The sequence below is a fragment of the Methylobacterium sp. P3_A11 genome, from assembly GCF_056403155.1.
The window spans coordinates 1-18,062 of sequence record NZ_JBFUGA010000028.1 but is presented as its reverse complement, the minus strand read 5'-3'; the positions used below and the strand labels follow the sequence as shown (position 1 = coordinate 18,062).

Genomic DNA, 18,062 nt, shown 5'->3' with positions numbered 1-18,062 from the left:
GCGGACGATGCGCACCATCGACAATCAATCGCAGGACATCTTTCTGAACGGATTGAGTCTTTTGCTGGGCATCGGCCTGATCGCGGCGCCCTGGTATTTCGGCTTCGCGTCCGAGACCGCCGCGGCTTGGAACGCCTGGATCTTCGGCACCACGGCCACGATCCTCGCCGTGCTGGCGCTGATGCAGACCTACGACTGGGAGGTCTACGCCATCGCGGCAGCGGGAACCTGGATCTGCCTGGCCCCTTGGGCGCTCGGCTTCCAGGACGCCACGGTGGCGACCTGGGGACATGTGAGCTTCGGCGTCGCACTGATCATGTCGGCGAGTTCCGAACTCCGACGCCTGCGCGAATCCCCTTCGGCCTACAAGGTCTGAGCAGGCGCCTCGCCCCAGGCCCGCGCGCGTACCGTCACGCGACCTGCCGCGTCCTCCGCCGGGTCGCCGTCCCGGTGCTCGCCGGATCCCGCCCCGGACCTGTGGCGCCCTCGCCGATGAGGTGGAGCATCCATCCGGGATCGGCCGCACGGGAGGGCAGGCCCCCCATCGGTCCATCGAGGGCCGTGAAGCCATCGGGGCCGGGAGCAGACGCAACCGGGATCCGGGCGACGCTGCGGCCATCCCGGCCGGGTCTCTCACCTCCGCGTCGAGCATGCACGGTCTCCTGCGACGCCGCGCAGGTTACGGCGTGCGCGACCCCAGGCCGGTGATCCAGATCAAGGCACGGCAAGCGGCAGGTAGACCATGAGGGAGAGCAGGCCGAGCTGCGGCATCGAGCGCGCGAGGGTGCCCAGGAGCCGGCCGATCGCCGTCGCGATGAACAGGTACGCCGCCGTTCCGAGCCGAAACGGCGGGGTGGAACCGATGATCGGCGCGACCAGACCTTCGCCGGGGCAGTCTCGGAGGGCGTGACCGGCATCACCAGCAGGTTTTCCGCCGTCCCGCGCTCGCGCACCACCCGCGCACCGGCCGGGATGATGGCCAGCATCGTCACGCTGTTGAGGATCCCCATCAGGCTCGTGAACCGCGCCGTCTCGGCGTTGGGGTCGATGGCGGCGCGCCCACGGCAGCGGCCTTCGCGTCCTCCGGGGACGGCAGAACCATACCGGTGATCGGCTCGACCCAGGTCAGGTGGTCCCGTATCGCGACAACGCCCGGAATACCTTCGACGGCGGCGCGAACCGCACCCCTCTCGCGCTCGTCGATCAGCCAGCCGTTGAGTTCCACCGTCCCCTGCAGGACGGCAACATCGATCGTGGCTTTCGGGATGCAGACGGCACTGTCGAATGCGGACAGGATGTCCTTGTGGATCTCGGCATCGCTGCGGACTCCGGGGCGGCGGTCCGCCTCCAGGGCGATGCCGAGCGCCCGGACGACGTCGGCGCGGCTCACCATCCCGACGACGGAACTCCCGCGCAGGACCGGCGCCCGCTTGATACGGCCCCGCGTCATGGTCTCGACGATCGCCTGAAGGGGCGTGTCTTCCGTGACGGTGATCACGGTGCCGGACATCACCGTCTCGACCGTCCGCCCGTGCGCGTGGGCATACTCCTCCGCGAGCCTGCCGGGACTGCGGAGATACTGGACCCAGCGCGGCACGCGGCGTTCGGTGCCGAGTTCGACCCGGCGGAGCAGATCGCCCTCCGTCACGATCCCGACAAGCGCGCCCTGCATGTCGATGACCGGCAGGCCGCTGACACCCGCCTCCAGCATGAGATCGATCACGCGGCGGAGGGGCGTATCGGGGCAGACACTGATCACGGGGGCGGACATGATCTGGCCTGCGCAGATCCGTTGCGCCCCAAGCGGCGCGCGATCGCGCGCGGACGGCGTCGCCGCCGGATCCGGTTCACGGGTGAACCCTGGCATTCGCGACCTCCCGGATCAGGATCGGGACAAGGACCGGCCGGACTCCCGCAGGCGCCGCCGATCCCGCATCAGGGTGCGCATCCCGCCCGTTCACCCGCCTTGCGCTGGATCAAGCCGGGTGGACCGGGCGAGCATCCCGCGCTGCCTTCCGTCACGACTGGATGGCCGCACTGAGCTTGTCCGCCTGCGGCCGCAGCACGGGTCCGGCATGGGCCTGACGCTCCATCGCCGACCGTTCGATGTCGCGCGCAGCGTTCGCGTAGATCTCGAACCGTCGCTGAAGAACGGCACTCTTGATGTCATCCTTGCTTTTGACCATGGCGGCCTTGGCCTTGTCGGCCCGCCGCCTCAGCTTCGCGGCCAGTTTGTCGTAGAACCTGTCGATGCGGGCGCCGGCCCTTTTGGCCTCCTCGCTCAGGCTCGTGGGTAGATTGCGCTTCATGGCGTCGCCTCCTGCAATCTCGCCATTCATCCCCGTCCACACGGCCCAAGCCTTGATCCAGCGCAATGCCGCGATGTCGCGACCGACGTTGAGTGGGCCGGGGTCACGGTCGTCGGCCTCTGGTCCCCTCGTCGGGTGTTTCCTCGAGAACCGAGGCCGCGGTGCCGAACTTCCTCGTCGTGAAGCTGCAGCAGTTCACGGCGCTTTCGGAGGCCGACCGAGCGGCTTTGCACGAGGTCATGGCCCGGCGGTCGCAGGTCGGCCCGCGCGAGGACATCGTCCACGAGGGCGAGCCGCACGGACCGATCCGGGTCATCCTCGACGGCTGGGCCTGCCGCTACAGACACCGCGCGGATGGCCGCCGGCAGGTGACCGCCATCCTGCTGCCGGGCGACCTCTGCGACACCCATGTCGCCGTGCTGCGCGCGATGGACCACTCCATCGGCGCCCTCACGCCGGTGACCCTGGCCGAGATCCCCCGCGACCGACTGGACACGCTGGTCGGCTACCATCCCCAGGTCGGTCAGGCGCTCTGGTCTGAGATGCTGGCAGCCGCCGCGATCCAGCGCGAATGGACACTCAGCGTCGCCCGACTGGGGGCGGTGGAGCGACTCGGCCATCTGCTCTGCGAGCTGTTCCATCGGCTGCGGGCCGTCGGGCTCACGCGGAACCACGGCTATGGGTTGATGCTGCGCCGGTCGGATCTGGCCGACACCTTGGGCTTGATGGACCTAGATGTCAGTCGCGGCCTGCGAACGCTGCACATCCAGGCCCTGATCGTGTTGGAGCGGGGCTGGCTGACCATCCTCGACCTTCCCAGGCTGCAGCGCGCCTCGCTCTTCAGCCCCGGCTACCCCCATCTCGGCGATCGGGATTCGTTCCGCACCGCCGACCCGTCCTCGCCGCTGGAGACCGGTCGTCATGAAGCGAGCCACCGCCATCCTGTTGGGTAGTGTTCTGCTCTGCGGCGTCGCCGAGGGCCAGCCATCCCCGTTCGCGCAGCCCCCCGCCGCATCGTCGCCCCATGAAACCCAGTCGAGCCTCGGAAACATCATGCTGATGATCCAGGCGCGGCACGCCAAGATCTGGTACGCGGGGCGCGCGGAGGATTGGGATTTGCTCGACTACGAGTTGAATCACGTCGCGGATGACCTGACCGCCGCGGCGATGCTCTACCGGGAAATCCCCGTCGCGCTCGTGACGGGCGCAGGTCGCGAACTCGCCCGCATGAAGGATGCGGCCAACCGGAAGGATGGGTCGGGGTTCCAGTCCGCCTATTCCGGCCTGACGGCGGCCTGCAACGCCTGCCACACGGCCGGCGGTGTCCCGTTCATCCAAATCCAGACGCCGACCACCCTGCCGTTCGCGAACCAAAGGATTCCGTCCAAGCCTCGATGAGACCGCGGCCCTAGGGCACGATCTCCGGCGGCATCCCGCCCGGGATGCCGAGCGGCTCGTTCGCCGGCGGCACGTCGTCGGGTTCCGAAGCCGGCACGCCCAGGGGCTCCGGCAGCGGATCCTGCCCCGGCTCCGGCGGGTGGGCGGGAGAGGGTGGCGGAAAGCAAGGGTCAGGGACACCTGGGTTGCCTGGATTGGCCATCGCAATGTCCTCCGGTTGGTGGTTCATCAGGCAGCAGACGGACGCGCCTGCCAGAAGGTCGCGCGTGCCCCCACTGAAGAACCGTTGCGGCTCATCAGCCCGACCCTTGCACGCCCGCCGTCGCCTGATCGGCTGATGCGGGACAGACGACGGCCGGGTCATGCGGCCGCCTGCCGTCCGACGGAGTCGGGACCTCCGAGCACCCGCATGGCGTTCAGGATGACGGCGACATCGATGACTTCCTGAAACAGCGCACCCTGCAGGGGCGCGAGGTATCCGAACGCCGCGGCCACCATGCCGGCGAGCGAGAGTCCGAGGCCGGCCAGCACGCTCTGGAGAGCGATGGCGCGGGCACGCCGGGCGATCCCGATGGCCCGCGGCAGCGGCTCGAGGCTGTCGACGAGGAGCACGACGTCGGCGGCCTCGGCCGCGGCCGCCGCCCCGCGGGCGCCGAGCGCCACGCCGAGATCGGCCGCCGCCAGGGCGGGCGCGTCATTGACGCCGTCGCCCACCATCATCACCGGCCCGTTCATCCGCTCCTTCGCCACGATCTGCGTCTTCCCCGACGGGTCCAGGTCGGCCGCCACGGCATCGACCGGCAAGCCGACGACCAGCGCCTCGGCGATCGCGCGCCGGTCCCCCGTCGCGAGCACGATCCGCCCGATGCCGCTGCCCCGCAGATCGTTCAACGTCCGCGCCCCGTCGGTGCGCAGCGGATCCGCGAGGAGCAGGACGGCCGCCGGCTTGCCATCCACGGCGACCAGGACCGTCGCCGTGGTCGCGCCCGCACCCGGAACGGCCTCGGTCTGCGGAAATCGGATGCCGCGCGCCCGCATCAGGCGCGGACCGCCGACCTCGACCTGGCGTCCCTCCACGATGCCCGCGATGCCCTCTCCGGGAACCTCCGTCACGCCCGTGGGCTGCACGAGCGTCGATCCGCGCGCCTGCGCCTCGTCGACCAGGGCTCTGGCCGTCGGATGGCCGGATGCCTGGTCCAGGGAGGCCGCAAGCCTCAGGATGTCGGCCTCCCCGAAGGGCGGCAACACATGGGCCGACCGAAGGCGCGCTCGGCCGTGGGTCAGGGTGCCGGTCTTGTCGACCACGAGGACGCGCACCTTGGCCAACGTTTCCAGGGCGCCGCCGCCCTTGACGATGACGCCGATGCCGGCGGCCCGCGAGAGACCCGAGACCAAGGCGACGGGAACCGCCAGGATCAACGGACAGGGCGTGGCCACGACCAGGACGGCGAGGCCCCTGACAGGGTCGGCGGCTGCCAGCCATGCGCCGCCGGCGAGCAGAAGCGTGAGCGCGAGGAAGACGAGGCCGTAGCGGTCGGCCATGCGCGCCATCGGCGCCTTCTGCGCGCGCGCCGCCTCGACCAGCCGGACGATGCCGGCATACGTGCTCTCGGCCGCGCAGCGCTCGACGACGAGGGTGAACGGAACCCCGACGTTCAGGGGGCCGCTCATCACGGTCGCGCCCGCCTCGAAGGTCACCGGCATCGCCTCGCCGGTCAGGCTCGCCTGGTCGAGGACCGCGTGACCGGAGGCCACGCGGCCGTCGACCGGAAGAACGTCGCCCACGCGCACGAGGATGCGGTCGCCCGGGACAAGCCGCTCGACCGGGACCTCGTGCACCGCGCCGCCCGCCTCGCGCAGGGCCGTCCGCGGCTGCCGGCCGATCAGCGCGGTCATCGCCCGCCCGGCCCGCCCTGCCGCGTAGGCTTCGAGGGACTGGCCGCCCGCGTACATCAGCGCGATGACGACGCCGGTCAGGGGCTGGGACAGGGCGACGGCGCCCGCCATCGAGAGCACCGCGACCACGTCCAGCCCCACGTCGCCCCGCGCGAGGCTGGTCGCGACCTGGATCAGGAGGACGACGAGGATCGCCAGAGTGGGCAGCATCCAGGCCCAGGCCGCGAAGCCGGGATGCTCCAGCGCCTGCGCGGCCAGACCCAGGCACAGGCCCGCCAGGGGCAGGATCGCGAGCCACCCCCTGACCAATGTGGGCAGTTCGGCAACGGTCGGCCGTCTGGAAACCGCGGCGTCGAGGGCTTCCGCTTCCGTCGCCATGCCCATAATCGCTCCCGCCCGTCACCGCGTCCGGACGCTCGCACGCTGTCCGGACCTGCGCGTTGTGCTGGATCAAGGCGATCGTTCTGGCGGCGGTCGAGGCCGCGGGACCGTCGACCCGCGCCGCGGGCGTCACACGGATCCGACGTTAGCGGGCGCCTCGATCCGACCCGCCGGCCAGACCGTCGAAGTAATCGAAGAACACCCGGTCCGGATCATACCTGTCGCGCAGGTCGCACAGCCGCTGCCATTTCTCGGGCGTGAACGCCTGGGCGACGATGTCGGGCTGTTCGACCGTGTTCGTTTCGCCGATGTAGTAGCCGATGTTGAACGGCTTCAGGACGGCGATCAACTCGCGGTGCCATGCGGCATTGGCCTCGTCGGTGTGCGGATCCCGCCACATCGTCCAGGGGCCGCCGTAGATCCGGGAGGTGATGGACCGGGCCATGTCTCTCTGCGGACCCGGAACGTTGGGACCGCAGAAGATCGTCAGCAGGAACACCGAGGTCTCCGAAGGCGCCGACCGCCAGAGGGACTGGATGGCCGCCATCACCGCGCCGGGACTGTGATTGGAATAGGTCGCCTCGACCCTGGATCGGACCCCCTCCGGGAACAGGGCTCCGGAGGCATCGAAGAGCTGCTCGAAATCGAGGGGCGTCGGCCCCGAGCGCGACAGCGGCTTGACCGGGGCGTCATCCAGCGGCTGCAGGGCGGTTCGTGCCGCTTCCGGATTCTCCTCGAACGCGGTTGCAGTGACCATGCAGACCCAACCGTTCTGGTCGGCCGCGAGCGCGGGGGGCGCTTTGACGAGGAACTGGCTCAGTTCGACGCTGGGGGCGATGCGCGCTGCCGCCTCGCCGAGCCACGTGCCGACGGCCGGTGCATCCTCGAGACGATRGAAATATTCACTGCCCTGTATCGCTTTGGGCAGCGCATGTAGCTTGAGATAATATTTGGTGACGACGCCGAAGAATCCCGAGCCTGCGCCCCGGGCGGCCCAGAAGAAATCCGCGTTCTCGGTTTCACTCGCCCTGATCAGGGCACCCTCGGCGGTGACCAGTTCGATCGCCTCCAGGCTCTCGGCGCCATATCCCCAGACCGTCGGGTTCCAGGCCATGCCGCCGCCCAGGAAATAGCCGCTTGCCTTGACCTGCGGGCAGTGTCCGGTTGGGAAGGCGAGCCCGTGGGCATTGAGAGCCTTCTGGATCGCGCGATTGCTCACGATGGGTTGGATGACGGCCCGGCGATTTTCCACGTCGATCGAGATGATCTTGTCGAGGCTCGCGAGGTCGATCAGGATGCCGCCGTTACGCAGGGTCGGCTGACACCAGTTGTGGCCGCCGCCACGGACGACCACCTTCAGCCCGTTCGCGCGGGCGAAGGTGATGGCGGCGATGATGTCATCTTCGTCGGCCGCTTTCACGATCAGCTGCGGCGCCCGATCGGGGATCAGCCTGTTCCACAGGTTTCCGTGGAGGGCTTCGGGAAATCCGGCCTCGTCCGAGGCGATCACCGGACCTTTGCAGGCCGTCCTCAGGTTCTCAGCAGTCATGATCCGGCACGTCACATCAGTGGCCCGCCCGGGCGGGATTGCCTGAGCGGGCGTAAAAGAGCGAGCGATTCCCCGGGCCGGTCCTCAATATGGGACGCGGTCCTTCTTCTGGGAATACTTCTTCCACACCTCGACGGCCTCTTCCCGCATGATCTGCTGGGTCGGGATCGAACGCTCGGCGACATCCTTCTTGAGTTCGGCATAGATCATGCTGTCATCGAAGCCGCCATATTCCAGCGCATCCTCGACCTGTGCGGCGTAGTAGACGTTCTTGATGCCGGCCCAGTAGGCGGCCGCCATGCACATCGGGCAGGGCTCGGCGCTCGTATAGAGCGTCGCGTCCCGGAGCTTGAAGCTGCCCTGCGCCTTGCAGGCCTTGCGAATGGCCTCGATCTCCCCGTGCCACGTCGGATCGTTCTCGGCGACGACGCGATTGGCGCCCTCCGCGATGATCTCGCCGTCTTGAACGATCACGCAGCCGAACACGCCGCCGGCACTGTCGACCAGCGAGGTCTTCTCCGACAGCGCGATCGCCCGGGCCATGAATTTTTCGTGTTTGTCAGTCATCGGATCCTCTGGTTCAACGGAAGCGTATGTTTGGACGGGTTATGAGCGGCGGATATCGAGCGAGCTTAGACTTCGCGCATCACGATCAGCGCTCTTGTGTTCCGGCAGGATGGCGTATCTGACGATCGGCGCCGGCCGTCGCGCGCCTCACGCGGAGCGCGCGGGTTCCGAAGGATGCCGGGCCGCCGGCGGCTCGTGCGTCCGATCAGCGAGGTGGTGCGTGCAGAGCGGATCGTCACGCTGTGAAACCTCGCTTTCCCCGACGCGCGTCCGTCTCGGCCAGTAAAGAGCGGCCGTGTCCGGACTACTGATTGAAGAAACATCGCTTTCGATGTCGCGTCAACGTCACCAGGCAATCGGTGGTAATACGATTGTAAATGTTCCTGGACTTAGTAAAGCGGCGCAAAACAGCCGCATAACTTCGTCGGAATGCCGGGTCTTGCAATAGATCCGCCGCCTCTTGAGAGCGGCACGCGCGAACGGTACGTCCGATCGCGGTTGGTCGGAGACGCAGGGACAAGAAATATTTTCTGTGCCGATCGCGTCCTCCGCCGCCGGCGATACTGCTGCGCCGACGGTGCCACGCATGCGCCGCCGCAGGGCGCCGACAATCAGGCCGTGCGTGCATCCGGGCAGGCCTCCCGCTTCGGTGCTAGAGCCGTTACCGAAGGTATTGCAACGGTTTGGACGGACGGCGACCCCGGTCGAGACAGCCGCGCCATGCCTCCTATCCCAACGCGATCGGGAACGGCGCTCTGTGAACGAGGCTCCGGTTTTTGTTGTCGTTCCGTCCCAGGCCGGCGGAGTCCAGACCAGCCGAGGACAGAAAGATCCGGGAGTTCTACCGCCCGATCGCCAACGTTGAATGGGCTGCGCAGGACAAACATGAAAGAACGCGCGTCGAGTGATACGTATTGTAGTTACAATCGAAATATTTCCATTCGGTCGGGGCGTCTTGACTTCGAACGAGCCGGTCGCGTTGATATGGGCCGGTCACATGGCGCCGCCGGTTGAACGGCGGGTGCACGATACAAGATCAATCTTCGGCTGTTGCGCCTGGCGGAATCCGGAGCGGCAGGCCCGTGAAAGTCTGCCTCCGACCCGATACCGGGCTTCCCGAACCGATCGCACGGCTTGCAGAAGGCGGCGTCGGTTCGGGTGCTCAAGCGGGGCGGCGTGACGGCATCGTCCCTGCGCGACGCGGTGCGTGCGGGGGACGACGGCACGGTGCAGGACTTGCGGGCCTCCGTCGCTCCATAAGAAGGCGCGCGCAGTCGGCCGGGCAACGGAAGCGCGTCGGGTCATGAGCGGTGCCACAACGTCCGTCAGCATCGTGACGCAGACGACCATCCGGCCCGAGAGCGCGGATGCCTTCGCCCGATGGCAGACCGACACCGGCACGGTCGTCGCGGCCTTTCCGGGCTTCATCGAGCAGCAGGTGATCCCGCCGCGGCCGCCGCTGCAAGTGGATTGGGTGATCCTCCAGCGGTTCCACAGCCTCGAGCAGGCGAAGGCGTGGCTGGCCTCTCCGGAGCGGCAGGCCCGGATCCAGGGCGCCACCCCGATGCTCGTGGGCCGCGACGACGTCCATATCGTCAAGGACGACGGCGACGCGTCGCGGACGTCGCCGGTCAGCGCGGTGATCAGCACCCGCGTGAAGCCCGGCATGGAGGCGGCCTATCTGAAGTGGGAGCAGAAGATCGCCGCGGCGCAGTCGAAGGCGCCCGGGATGCAGGGCTACCGGTTCGAGCCGGCCGTGCCGGGGGTGCAGGAGGATCACGTCGCGATCCTGCGCTTCGACAGCGAGGCGAATCTGCGGATCTGGATGGACTCGCCGGAGCGGCAGACCCTGGTCGCGGAAGCGGCCCCGTTGACCGCGGAGTTCCACACCCGAACGGTCCAGAGCGGCTTCGAACAATGGTTCCGCAACGTCGCCCCGGCGGGGGAGGGGGCGCCCGCGGCGTGGAAGATGAACATGATCGTGGTGCTGACCCTGTACCCAACCGTGTTCCTGTGGGGCGTCCTGGTCGGCACGCCGATCCTCGCCGGGATCCTGAAGGTGGATTTCCCGGTGGCACTGTTCATCGGCAACGTGTTCAGCGTGCTGCTCACCGCGCAGATGGTGCCCTGGACGGCCAAGCGGCTGGGCTGGTGGCTGACGCCGGATCCGGCGCGCCGGACGCAGGTCAATCTGCAGGGCGCCGCGCTGCTGATCGCCGCCTACGCGATCATGATCCTCGTGTTCTGGAAGCTGCTTTGACCGGCCTCATGCAGGGACCGGCGCGACCTCCCCGGTCCGCACGTCACCGCGTCGTCCGCCCGGCAGGACGCGGAGCTTCGGAATGGGGCGGGACGCTCCTGACGGTGACGCGTCTGCGGCCGCTGATCCTTGCGGGTCTCATGAGCGCGCTGTGCGGGGCGTCCGGGCTGACCGGAGCCGCTCGGGCCGCACCGGCGACGGAGCCGGACACCACCCGGGGCTCCGACACGAGCCGGCCGACGGCGCCGGCGACCTCGGATCGCCGGGAGGCCGAAGTCCCCTTCGCGGCCGCGACGGCGATGGCGGCGCCACCGCCTTCGTCCTTCAGCTTCTCCGACACGGTGGTGAGCTATCGGTTTCAGGGGCCGTCGGCGGAGCCCGGTCTCTTCGTACGGCGTCCCGACGGCACGGCGCAGGGCTCATTCGCGCCGCGCGCGGTGCCCAAGACCGTCGTCAACCTGTTCCACGCCAACGCGTGGGCCTACGGGACCAACCTCATCTCCCTCGATATCCTCAAATCCGGGTCCCAGGATCCGGCGGGCGACAAGCAGCGTCCGTTCAAGGATTACGGCGCCACCGAGGTCTATCTGATCTACCGGGGTGTCTTGAGCTTCAACAAGATCTTCGCAACTGAAACCTTCGCGATCCCCGGCTTCGTCAAGGACGTCGGCCTGTCCTTCGGGGCCGACATCAACACCAAGAACACGTATTTCGATGCCGAGAAGCGGGCCGGCACCTTCGGTCTGAGCTTCGCCTTCGACGTGCCCGCCGGGTTCGTGAACCTGAAGGTCCAAGGCTACAAGGACTTCTCGCGCAATGGTTTCGCGGGAAGCGGGCCGTCCCCCGGGATTCCCGGGAACGGCGCCGTGCCGGGCTTCGACTACGCGCACTTTCGCAGCGTCGAATTCAAAATGACCCCGGAATTCGAGATCACCTACACGATCCCGCTGCCGTTCACGGGGCTGCCGCTCTCCCTCTCCGGCTTCAACACCATCGTGCTGCCCAAGGGCCGTTACGGCACGATCAACCAGAACGACACGCAACTGGAGTTCGTCTCGCAGACGAACCTCGTCCTGGATGTCGGGCAACTGCTTGCCGAAACACCCAACCGGGTCGAGGTATTCGCCGGGTTCCAGTATTGGCGCAACAAGTTCGGCGCCGATCCGCGGCGTACGATCAACACCGAGGAGAAGGCCCTCATCGCCGGCATCGCCTATCACCTGAAATAGGCCCCGCCCTCCCGCGATCGCCTGCGGACGTCACCCGGCGCGCCTCACGCGGCGTAGCGCTCGAGCGCCAGATCGTCGCTCGCGATCTCCGGAGCCCGGCCGGACACGAGGTCGGCGAGCAGGCGGCCCGAGCCGCAGGCCATGGTCCAGCCCAGCGTGCCGTGGCCGGTGTTGGTGAACAGGTTCGCGATCCGCGTCCCGCCGACGATCGGCGTGCCGTCCGGCGTCATCGGCCGCAGGCCGGTCCAGAACGCGGCGCGGTCGAGGTCGCCGCCCGCGGGGAACAGGTCCTGCACCGAGCGCGCGAGGGTCTCGCGGCGCGGCAGGCGCAGGGCGCTGCTGAAGCCGGCGAGTTCGGCCGTGCCGCCGACGCGGATGCGGTCGCCGAGCCGGGTAATCGCGACCTTGTAGGTCTCGTCCATGACCGTCGAGACAGGCGCGGCGGCTGCGTCGGTGACGGGCAGGGTCAGGGAATAGCCCTTCACCGGGTAGACCGGCAGGGCGATCCCGAGGGGGCGCAGCAGGGCGGGCGTGTAGCTGCCCAGCGCCGCCACGTAGGCCTCCGCCCGCAGAAGCTGACCGTCGGCGGTCTCGACCGCCGTCACCCGGTCGCCGTCATGGTGGAGGCGCGCGATCGACGTCCCGTAGCGGAAGCTCACGCCGAGCCCCTCGCAGAGCGTGGCGAGGCGCTGGGTGAACAGGTGCGCGTCGCCGGTCTCGTCGCCCGGCAGCCGCAGGCCGCCGACAAAGACGCCGCTTACGGCGTCGAGCGCCGGCTCGGCGGCGATGCAGCCGGCCGGATCCAGGACCGTGTAGGGCACGCCGTAGGCATCGAGGACGCGGGTGTCGTCGCCGACATGGTCGAGCTGCTTCTGCGTCCGGAAGAGCTGGAGCGTGCCCTTCTCCCGGTGGTCGTAGGCGATGCCCGTCTCGGTGCGCAGATCGCGCAGCACGTCGCGGCTGTATTCGGCGAGGCGGACCATGCGGCCCTTGTTGCGCCGGTAGGCCTCCTCGGTGCAGTTGGCGAGCATCCGCGTGAGCCACCCGTAGAGGCGGGGCTCCAGCCGCGGCCAGAGCACCAGGGGCCGGTGCCGCATCAGCAGCCACTTGAGCGCCTTCACGGGGATGCCGGGGGCCGCCCAGGGCGCCGCGTAGCCCGGAGAGACCTGGCCGGCATTGGCGAAGCTGGTCTCCAGGCCGGCGCCGGGCTGGCGCTCCAGCACCGTGACCTGATGGCCGGCCCGCGCGAGGTAATAGGCCGATGTGACGCCGACGACGCCGCCGCCGAGGATGATGACGTGCATGGCGGACCTCAGGCTCCGAGATAGATGCGGTGGAAGCGGTGGCCGAGGTTGGTCAGGACCTCGTAGCCGATCGTGCCGGCCGCCGCCGCGACGGCGTCGACGTCGCGCTCCGGGCCGATGATGTCGACGAGCGCCCCCGGCCCGAGGGTGCCGGGCGCGACGTCGGTGACGTCGAGGACGAGGCTGTCCATCGAGACCCGCCCGACCACGGGCAGGCGCGTGCCGCCGAACCACGCCGCGCCGCCCGCCGTGCTGCGGAAGAACCCGTCCGCGTAGCCGATCGCGATTGTCGCGAGGCGGCTGTCCCGGCCGACGGTGGCGGCATGCCCGTACCCCACGGGTGTTCCCGCCGGGACGCTGCGCGTCTGCATCACCCGCGCCCGCAGACCGATCACAGGCCGCATCGGATTGGGCGTGCCCGTCTGCGGAGCGATCCCGTAGAGGGCGGCACCGGGGCGCACCAGGTCGAAATGGAACTCCCGTCCGAGGAAGATCCCGGACGAGGCCGCGAGGCTCGCCGGCACGCCCGGCAGGCGCTGCCGGACGGCCTGGAAGGCGGCGCGCTGCGCCGCGTTGACGGGGCTGTCCGGCTCGCCCGCGCAGGCGAGGTGGCTCATCACCAGCCTCAGGTCGAGACCGGCGAAGGTATCCGGCCGGTCGACGAGCGCGCAGGCCTCGTCCGGCGCGAAGCCGAAGCGGGCCATGCCGGTGTCGATCTGGAGGATCGCGGGCAGGCGCCGATCGAGACGCCGCGCCAGCCCCTGCCATCCGTCGCGCTGGGACGCGTCGTTCAGGACGGGAACGAGGTCGTGAGCCGCGCAGGTCGCCTCGCTGCCCGGTGCGGCGCCGTTGAGCACGGCGATCACCGCCCCGGGTCCGAGGATAGACCGGAGGGTCACGCCCTCGCCGACCTGGGCGACGAAGAAGTGCCGGCAGCCGGCGGCGGCCAGGACCGGCGCGACCCGGTCGGCGCCGAGCCCGTAGGCGTCCGCCTTGACGACGGCCGCGCAGGTCGCCGTCCCGGCCCGCGCGGCGAGGCGGCGGTAATTCTCCGCGACGGCCGCGAGATCGATGATGAGGTGTGCGGAGGCCGTCCCGGCCGGGCTCGCATCGGGTCGGAGATCGCGATCGATCATGCTCATGGCGACCCTCGGGACGGCACTCGGATCCAGCGCCAGGAGGCTACACGAAGGATCGTCGAACGAGCGTGCGTGCTGTCGAAGCCGTTTGAGTTTTGAGCTTGGCCGTGCAAATTTCTGCGGCTATTTCGAATGTTCTGCGAGTCGCGCGTGGATGAGATCGACCGCCGCATCGTCCAGGCCCTGCGCGGCGACGGCCGGATCACCAACGCCGACCTCGCCGCCGCGGTGGGCCTGTCCGCCTCGGCCTGCCATCGCCGCGTGCGGCTGCTGGAGGAATCCGGGATCATCCGGGGCTACACCGCGCTGATCGGCGGCGGCGTCGACGGACCGGGCCTCGTGGTCCTCACCCAATTCACCCTGGACCGCCAGACCGAGGATTACCTCAACCGGTTCGAGGCGGCCGTCCGCCGCTGTCCCGAGGTCCAGGATTGCTATCTGATGACCGGGTCGGCCGATTACTTGGTGAAGCTCAAGGTGATCGACGCGGCCGATTACGAGCGGCTGCACAAGGATGTCCTGTCGCGCCTGCCGGGGGTGGCCCGGCTGCAATCGAGCTTCGCCATCCGGACCGTCGTGGCATCGGGCCGGCCGCTCTGATGGCCGGCGCGCACGCGGATGCGAGAGGAGGCCCTGCATGACGTCGACCCACGAACCCGACGCGGGCGCACCGTGCGACCTGCGCCTCAGCGACGCCACGCTCGCCGAGGGCCACCGGACGAGCATCGACATCCGGGACGGCCGCGTGGCTGCCCTGCGGGATCCCGGCGCGCCGCTGCCCCCCGCCGCCCGTACGATCGACCTCGGCGGCGCCCTGGTGCTGCCGGGTCTGTCCGATGGCCACGTCCACCTCGACAAGTGCCAGCTCGGCCTCCCGTGGCGCCCGCACGCGGCGGCAGGGTCGGTCCGCGCGATCATCGCGGACGAGAAGGCGTTCCGCCGGGCCACGCGGATCCCGCTGGCCGAGCAGGGGGCCGAGGCGCTGCTCGAACGCATGCTCCGCGGCGGCACGACGAGCCTGCGCACCCATGTCGACATCGACGACGTCACGCGCCTCGACCATCTCGCCCAGATCCTCGACCTGCGGACGCGCTGGTCCGACCGGCTGCAGATCCAGATCGTCGCCTTCCCGCAGAGCGGGATCCTGGGATGCCCGACCGTCGCGGGCGACCTGGACACGGCCCTGCGGATGGGCGCCGACCTCGTCGGCGGCCTCGATCCCGTCGGCATCGACGGGGACCGCGACGGCCCCCTGGACATCGTCTTCGCCCTGGCCGAGCGCCACGGCCGGGGCATCGACATCCATCTCCACGACGGCGGCGCGGCCGGTCTCGACACGATCGCGGCGATCGCGGCCCGCACGGCGGCGGCCGGGCTCGGCGGGCGGGTCACGATCAGCCACGCCTTCGCGCTGTCGGAGGCCGATGACCGGCAGCTCGGTCGGATCGCGGAGGCCCTGAACCGGGCCCGCGTCGCGATCCTCACAAGCGTGCCGGGCGGGCGGCGCTGCCCGCCGATCCCGCGGCTGCGGGAACTCGGCGTCCCGGTCTGCTTCGGCACCGACAACGTCCGCGATTGCTGGAACCCCGCCACGGTGACCGGCATGATCCACCGCGCCCAGCTCGCCGCCTACCGGTTCGATCTCCGCACCGACGCGGATCTCGCGGCGCTCCTCAAGCCCATCACCACCGTCCCGGCGCGGGTGCTCGGCCTGGGGCCGGGCATGGTGGCGCCGGGCGCCCGGGCCGACCTGATCGCCTTCGACGCCGAGCGCGTGCCGCAGGTGATCGTGGAGCGCCAGGAACCGGTGCTCGTCGTGGCGCGGGGCGCCGTCGCGGTCGATCGGCGCGCCGCGGGTACGGTGCCTCTGCCGTGAACGACCGCGCCCTCCGCTACCTCCTCGCCGTGGTGCGCGCCGGCTCGGTCCGGGCCGCCGCAGAGGTCCTGAACGTCGCCGCCTCGGCGGTGAGCCGGCAGATCATCGAGCTGGAGGCGCAGGTCGGCGAGACCCTGCTCGAGCGCCTGCCCCGGGGCGTGGTCCCCACCGAGGCCGGCCGTCTGGTCGCCGAGCACGCGCAGCGCCAGGCCGACGAGGCGGCGGTGCTGGAGGACCAGCTTAAGCGCCTGCGCGGGGTGCAACGGGGTACGATCAGCCTGCGCTGCGGCGCCGGCTTCCTGATCGACCTCCTCGACAACGCCCTGGCGGGCTTCGCCCAGGAGCATCCGGGCATCGCCTATCAGGTCGAGATCGGCACCACCGACGGGATCCTCGCGGCGATCGCCCGGGGCGAGGCCGATCTCGGCCTCGTCTACAATCCGCCTGCGCATCCGGATGTCCGCGGTGTCGTCTCCGCACGGCAGCCCCTGCTCGCCGTCCTGCCGAAGAGGCACCCCCTGGCCGGCGGGGGGGCGCCTGTGGCCCTGCGCAGCTTCGCCACCGAGCCCGCCGCCCTCCTGCCGCCCGACCACGGCGTGCGCCAGCTGATCGGCCGCGTCGAGGCGGATGGTGGCTTCCGGCTGGTGCCGCGGCTGGAGACCGCTTCCTTCGAGATGCATCGCCGCTTCGTGATGGCGGCCATGGGCGTCGCCTTCCTGCCCCGCTTCGTGGTCGCGGCCGAGCTGCGCGACGGGGTGCTCGACGCAGTGCCACTGCGCGACACCATCCTGTCGGAGGCGAGCGCGCATCTCGTCATCCGTGGCGGACGGCGGCTGCCCGAGGGCGCGGCCCGGCTGCTCGGCTGGCTGGCCGACCACATGGTGGCGTTCCGTCCGCCCCCCGCCTGACGCGAGTGTGCTCAATTTCCGCACGGATCGTGCAGAAATCGATTGTTGTCGCAACGCTCGTTTGCCGGAACTATCGTGCCGCTTCGTGAGGACGGATCGGCATGATCATCACAATGGTAGGCGTGGTCGGGCTCGGCAACATGGGTCTGGGCATGGCCGCGACCCTGGCCCGCAAGGGCTTCACGGTCCTGGGCTACGACCTCGACCCGGTCCGGCGCCCCGCCGCCGAGGCGGCCGGCGTGACCACGCTCGACGTCCTCACCGATGTGCTCCGCCGGGCCGACGCCCTCGTCTTCTCGCTGCCGCTGGCGCGGGACGTGGAGGCGGTGGTCACCGCGGAGGGCGGGCTCCTGTCCCGGACCGACCGGAAGGTGGTCGTCGTCGACACCTCGACCTCGGATCCCGGCACGACGCGGCGCCTCGCCGAGCGGCTCGCCGCCGCGGGGCACGCCCTCCTCGACGCGCCGGTGAGCGGCGGCCCGTCCGGCGCCGCCGAGGGCACCCTGACCATGATGATCGGCGGGGCGGCTGAGGATTACGAACTGGCCCGGCCGGTCCTGGAGGCCATGTCGGCCCGCGCGCCGCATGTCGGGCCGTCGGGCGCCGGCAACATCGTCAAGCTCGTCAACAACCTGCTGGTGGCGGCACATCTCGTCACCACCGGCGAGGCCCTGCGCCTGTCCGAGGCGGCGGGCCTCTCGGCCGAGGAGGCCGTCAAGGTCGTCAACACCGCCACCGGCCGCAGCGCGATCAGCGAGGTCATGGTGCCGCGCTGGGTCCAGTCCGGCACCTTCGACAGCGGCTTCTCGGCCGGCCTGATGCGCAAGGATGTGCGCCTCGCCCTCGAACTCGCCGACGAATGCGGGATCGACCTGCCGCTCTCCGCGGAGGTGAAGCGGATCTGGCAGGCCACGCAGGCCACCATCCCCGACACGGCCGACTTCACCCGCATGGCCGATTACCGCGCTCACAAGGGAGCCCACTGATGTCCGGCACGCCGCACTCGCCCGCCGCCGACCGGGTCGCCGCCCTCCTGTCCGACCTGCTGCCGGGCGGCCGCATCGGGAGCGTCGTGGCCGGCGAGATCCTCGACGGGACCGGCGCCGCCCTCGATCTGGTCAACCCCGCCGATGGCGGCGTGCTCGCGCGCTTCGCCGATGCCGGGCTGTCGGTCGTCGAAGCCGCCATGGCGGCGGCCCGCGACGCCCAGCGCGCGTGGTGGGGCCTGAGTGCCGCCGCCCGCGGC

At 69.9% G+C, this 18,062-nt stretch carries 17 protein-coding genes and 1 pseudogene; 10 read left to right on the top strand and 8 right to left on the bottom strand.

Annotation, left to right across the window (positions count from 1 at the left end; translation table 11 throughout):
* Positions 1-7 precede the first annotated feature (7 nt).
* The gene (locus AC1DXK_RS11460; RefSeq protein ID WP_477297802.1) at positions 8-376 is read left to right on the top strand and encodes an SPW repeat protein; all 369 of its coding nucleotides are present in this window, start codon (positions 8-10) and stop codon (positions 374-376) included.
* Positions 377-726: 350 nt separating this feature from the next.
* Here AC1DXK_RS11460 and AC1DXK_RS11455 read toward each other — a convergent pair.
* The 3 genes and pseudogenes from AC1DXK_RS11455 to AC1DXK_RS11445 all read right to left on the bottom strand — a co-directional run.
* A pseudogene (locus tag AC1DXK_RS11455) lies at positions 727-1,058 on the bottom strand (ABC transporter permease); the annotation flags it as partial.
* Positions 1,010-1,771 (bottom strand): CBS domain-containing protein, encoded by a 762-nt coding sequence (locus AC1DXK_RS11450; protein ID WP_457105358.1) that lies wholly within the window; start codon positions 1,769-1,771, stop codon positions 1,010-1,012. The gene AC1DXK_RS11450 and the pseudogene AC1DXK_RS11455, both read right to left, overlap by 49 nt.
* A gap of 247 nt (positions 1,772-2,018) precedes the next feature.
* Entirely contained in the window at positions 2,019-2,309 is a 291-nt protein-coding gene (locus tag AC1DXK_RS11445; protein WP_457105359.1) for a hypothetical protein, read from the bottom strand.
* A 161-nt stretch (positions 2,310-2,470) separates the two neighbouring features.
* Here AC1DXK_RS11445 and AC1DXK_RS11440 point away from each other — a divergent pair, with 161 nt between their 5' ends.
* Both AC1DXK_RS11440 and AC1DXK_RS11435 read left to right on the top strand, forming a co-directional pair.
* On the top strand, positions 2,471-3,262 hold the full coding sequence (locus AC1DXK_RS11440; protein WP_457105360.1) for a Crp/Fnr family transcriptional regulator: 792 nt from the start codon (positions 2,471-2,473) through the stop codon (positions 3,260-3,262).
* Positions 3,231-3,707 (top strand): hypothetical protein, encoded by a 477-nt coding sequence (locus AC1DXK_RS11435; protein ID WP_457105361.1) that lies wholly within the window; start codon positions 3,231-3,233, stop codon positions 3,705-3,707. The genes AC1DXK_RS11440 and AC1DXK_RS11435 overlap by 32 nt, the downstream gene beginning before the upstream one ends.
* A 360-nt stretch (positions 3,708-4,067) precedes the next feature.
* On the opposite strand, the gene AC1DXK_RS11430 is transcribed toward AC1DXK_RS11435, so the two are convergent.
* The 3 genes from AC1DXK_RS11430 to AC1DXK_RS11420 form a co-directional block, all read right to left on the bottom strand.
* On the bottom strand, positions 4,068-5,981 hold the full coding sequence (locus AC1DXK_RS11430; RefSeq protein WP_477297799.1) for a heavy metal translocating P-type ATPase: 1,914 nt from the start codon (positions 5,979-5,981) through the stop codon (positions 4,068-4,070).
* 148 nt (positions 5,982-6,129) lie between these two features.
* On the bottom strand, positions 6,130-7,533 hold the full coding sequence (locus AC1DXK_RS11425; protein ID WP_477297797.1) for an FAD-binding oxidoreductase: 1,404 nt from the start codon (positions 7,531-7,533) through the stop codon (positions 6,130-6,132).
* A gap of 84 nt (positions 7,534-7,617) precedes the next feature.
* A complete protein-coding gene (locus tag AC1DXK_RS11420; protein ID WP_457105364.1) occupies positions 7,618-8,100 on the bottom strand; it encodes a nucleoside deaminase in 483 nt (160 codons plus the stop codon).
* Positions 8,101-9,403: 1,303 nt separating this feature from the next.
* Between AC1DXK_RS11420 and AC1DXK_RS11415 the strand changes: the two genes are divergently transcribed.
* Both AC1DXK_RS11415 and AC1DXK_RS11410 read left to right on the top strand, forming a co-directional pair.
* Positions 9,404-10,360, top strand: a complete 957-nt coding sequence (locus tag AC1DXK_RS11415; RefSeq protein ID WP_457105365.1) for an antibiotic biosynthesis monooxygenase — start codon at positions 9,404-9,406, stop codon at positions 10,358-10,360.
* A gap of 104 nt (positions 10,361-10,464) precedes the next feature.
* Positions 10,465-11,589, top strand: coding sequence for a hypothetical protein (locus AC1DXK_RS11410; RefSeq protein ID WP_457105366.1), 1,125 nt, complete (start codon positions 10,465-10,467; stop codon positions 11,587-11,589).
* Between the two features lie 44 nt (positions 11,590-11,633).
* Here AC1DXK_RS11410 and AC1DXK_RS11405 read toward each other — a convergent pair whose 3' ends face one another.
* Positions 11,634-12,893 (bottom strand): D-amino acid dehydrogenase, encoded by a 1,260-nt coding sequence (locus AC1DXK_RS11405; protein ID WP_457105367.1) that lies wholly within the window; start codon positions 12,891-12,893, stop codon positions 11,634-11,636.
* 8 nt (positions 12,894-12,901) lie between these two features.
* Positions 12,902-14,035 carry an alanine racemase gene (alr, locus tag AC1DXK_RS11400; RefSeq protein ID WP_457105368.1) on the bottom strand — a complete coding sequence of 378 codons (1,134 nt, stop codon included), beginning with the start codon at positions 14,033-14,035 and terminating at the stop codon, positions 12,902-12,904.
* Positions 14,036-14,164: 129 nt separating this feature from the next.
* Between alr and AC1DXK_RS11395 the strand changes: the two genes are divergently transcribed.
* From AC1DXK_RS11395 to AC1DXK_RS11375, 5 genes are all read left to right on the top strand, one after another.
* On the top strand, positions 14,165-14,632 hold the full coding sequence (locus AC1DXK_RS11395; protein ID WP_457105369.1) for an Lrp/AsnC family transcriptional regulator: 468 nt from the start codon (positions 14,165-14,167) through the stop codon (positions 14,630-14,632).
* Between the two features lie 37 nt (positions 14,633-14,669).
* Positions 14,670-15,908, top strand: coding sequence for an amidohydrolase (locus AC1DXK_RS11390; RefSeq protein WP_457105370.1), 1,239 nt, complete (start codon positions 14,670-14,672; stop codon positions 15,906-15,908).
* Positions 15,905-16,816 carry a LysR family transcriptional regulator gene (locus AC1DXK_RS11385; protein ID WP_457105371.1) on the top strand — a complete coding sequence of 304 codons (912 nt, stop codon included), beginning with the start codon at positions 15,905-15,907 and terminating at the stop codon, positions 16,814-16,816. Before AC1DXK_RS11390 ends, AC1DXK_RS11385 begins: the two co-directional genes overlap by 4 nt.
* 101 nt (positions 16,817-16,917) lie before the next feature.
* Complete coding sequence (locus AC1DXK_RS11380; protein WP_457105372.1) at positions 16,918-17,802, top strand: NAD(P)-dependent oxidoreductase; 885 nt, start codon at positions 16,918-16,920, stop codon at positions 17,800-17,802.
* Positions 17,802-18,062, top strand: a 261-nt coding sequence (locus AC1DXK_RS11375; protein ID WP_477297793.1) for an aldehyde dehydrogenase family protein, incomplete at its 3' end; no start/stop codon positions are given. The genes AC1DXK_RS11380 and AC1DXK_RS11375, both read left to right, overlap by 1 nt.

What these genes read in the sequence shown, in the direction of transcription:
- AC1DXK_RS11460 (WP_477297802.1), top strand. Translation starts at nt 8, where the DNA reads ATGCGCACCATCGACAATCAATCGCAGGACATCTTTCTGAACGGATTG.
- AC1DXK_RS11450 (WP_457105358.1), bottom strand. Translation starts at nt 1,771, where the DNA reads ATGTCCGCCCCCGTGATCAGTGTCTGCCCCGATACGCCCCTCCGCCGC.
- AC1DXK_RS11445 (WP_457105359.1), bottom strand. Translation starts at nt 2,309, where the DNA reads ATGAAGCGCAATCTACCCACGAGCCTGAGCGAGGAGGCCAAAAGGGCC.
- AC1DXK_RS11435 (WP_457105361.1), top strand. Translation starts at nt 3,231, where the DNA reads ATGAAGCGAGCCACCGCCATCCTGTTGGGTAGTGTTCTGCTCTGCGGC.
- AC1DXK_RS11430 (WP_477297799.1), bottom strand. Translation starts at nt 5,981, where the DNA reads ATGGCGACGGAAGCGGAAGCCCTCGACGCCGCGGTTTCCAGACGGCCG.
- AC1DXK_RS11420 (WP_457105364.1), bottom strand. Translation starts at nt 8,100, where the DNA reads ATGACTGACAAACACGAAAAATTCATGGCCCGGGCGATCGCGCTGTCG.
- AC1DXK_RS11415 (WP_457105365.1), top strand. Translation starts at nt 9,404, where the DNA reads ATGAGCGGTGCCACAACGTCCGTCAGCATCGTGACGCAGACGACCATC.
- AC1DXK_RS11405 (WP_457105367.1), bottom strand. Translation starts at nt 12,893, where the DNA reads ATGCACGTCATCATCCTCGGCGGCGGCGTCGTCGGCGTCACATCGGCC.
- alr (WP_457105368.1), bottom strand. Translation starts at nt 14,035, where the DNA reads ATGAGCATGATCGATCGCGATCTCCGACCCGATGCGAGCCCGGCCGGG.
- AC1DXK_RS11395 (WP_457105369.1), top strand. Translation starts at nt 14,165, where the DNA reads ATGTTCTGCGAGTCGCGCGTGGATGAGATCGACCGCCGCATCGTCCAG.
- AC1DXK_RS11390 (WP_457105370.1), top strand. Translation starts at nt 14,670, where the DNA reads ATGACGTCGACCCACGAACCCGACGCGGGCGCACCGTGCGACCTGCGC.
- AC1DXK_RS11380 (WP_457105372.1), top strand. Translation starts at nt 16,918, where the DNA reads ATGATCATCACAATGGTAGGCGTGGTCGGGCTCGGCAACATGGGTCTG.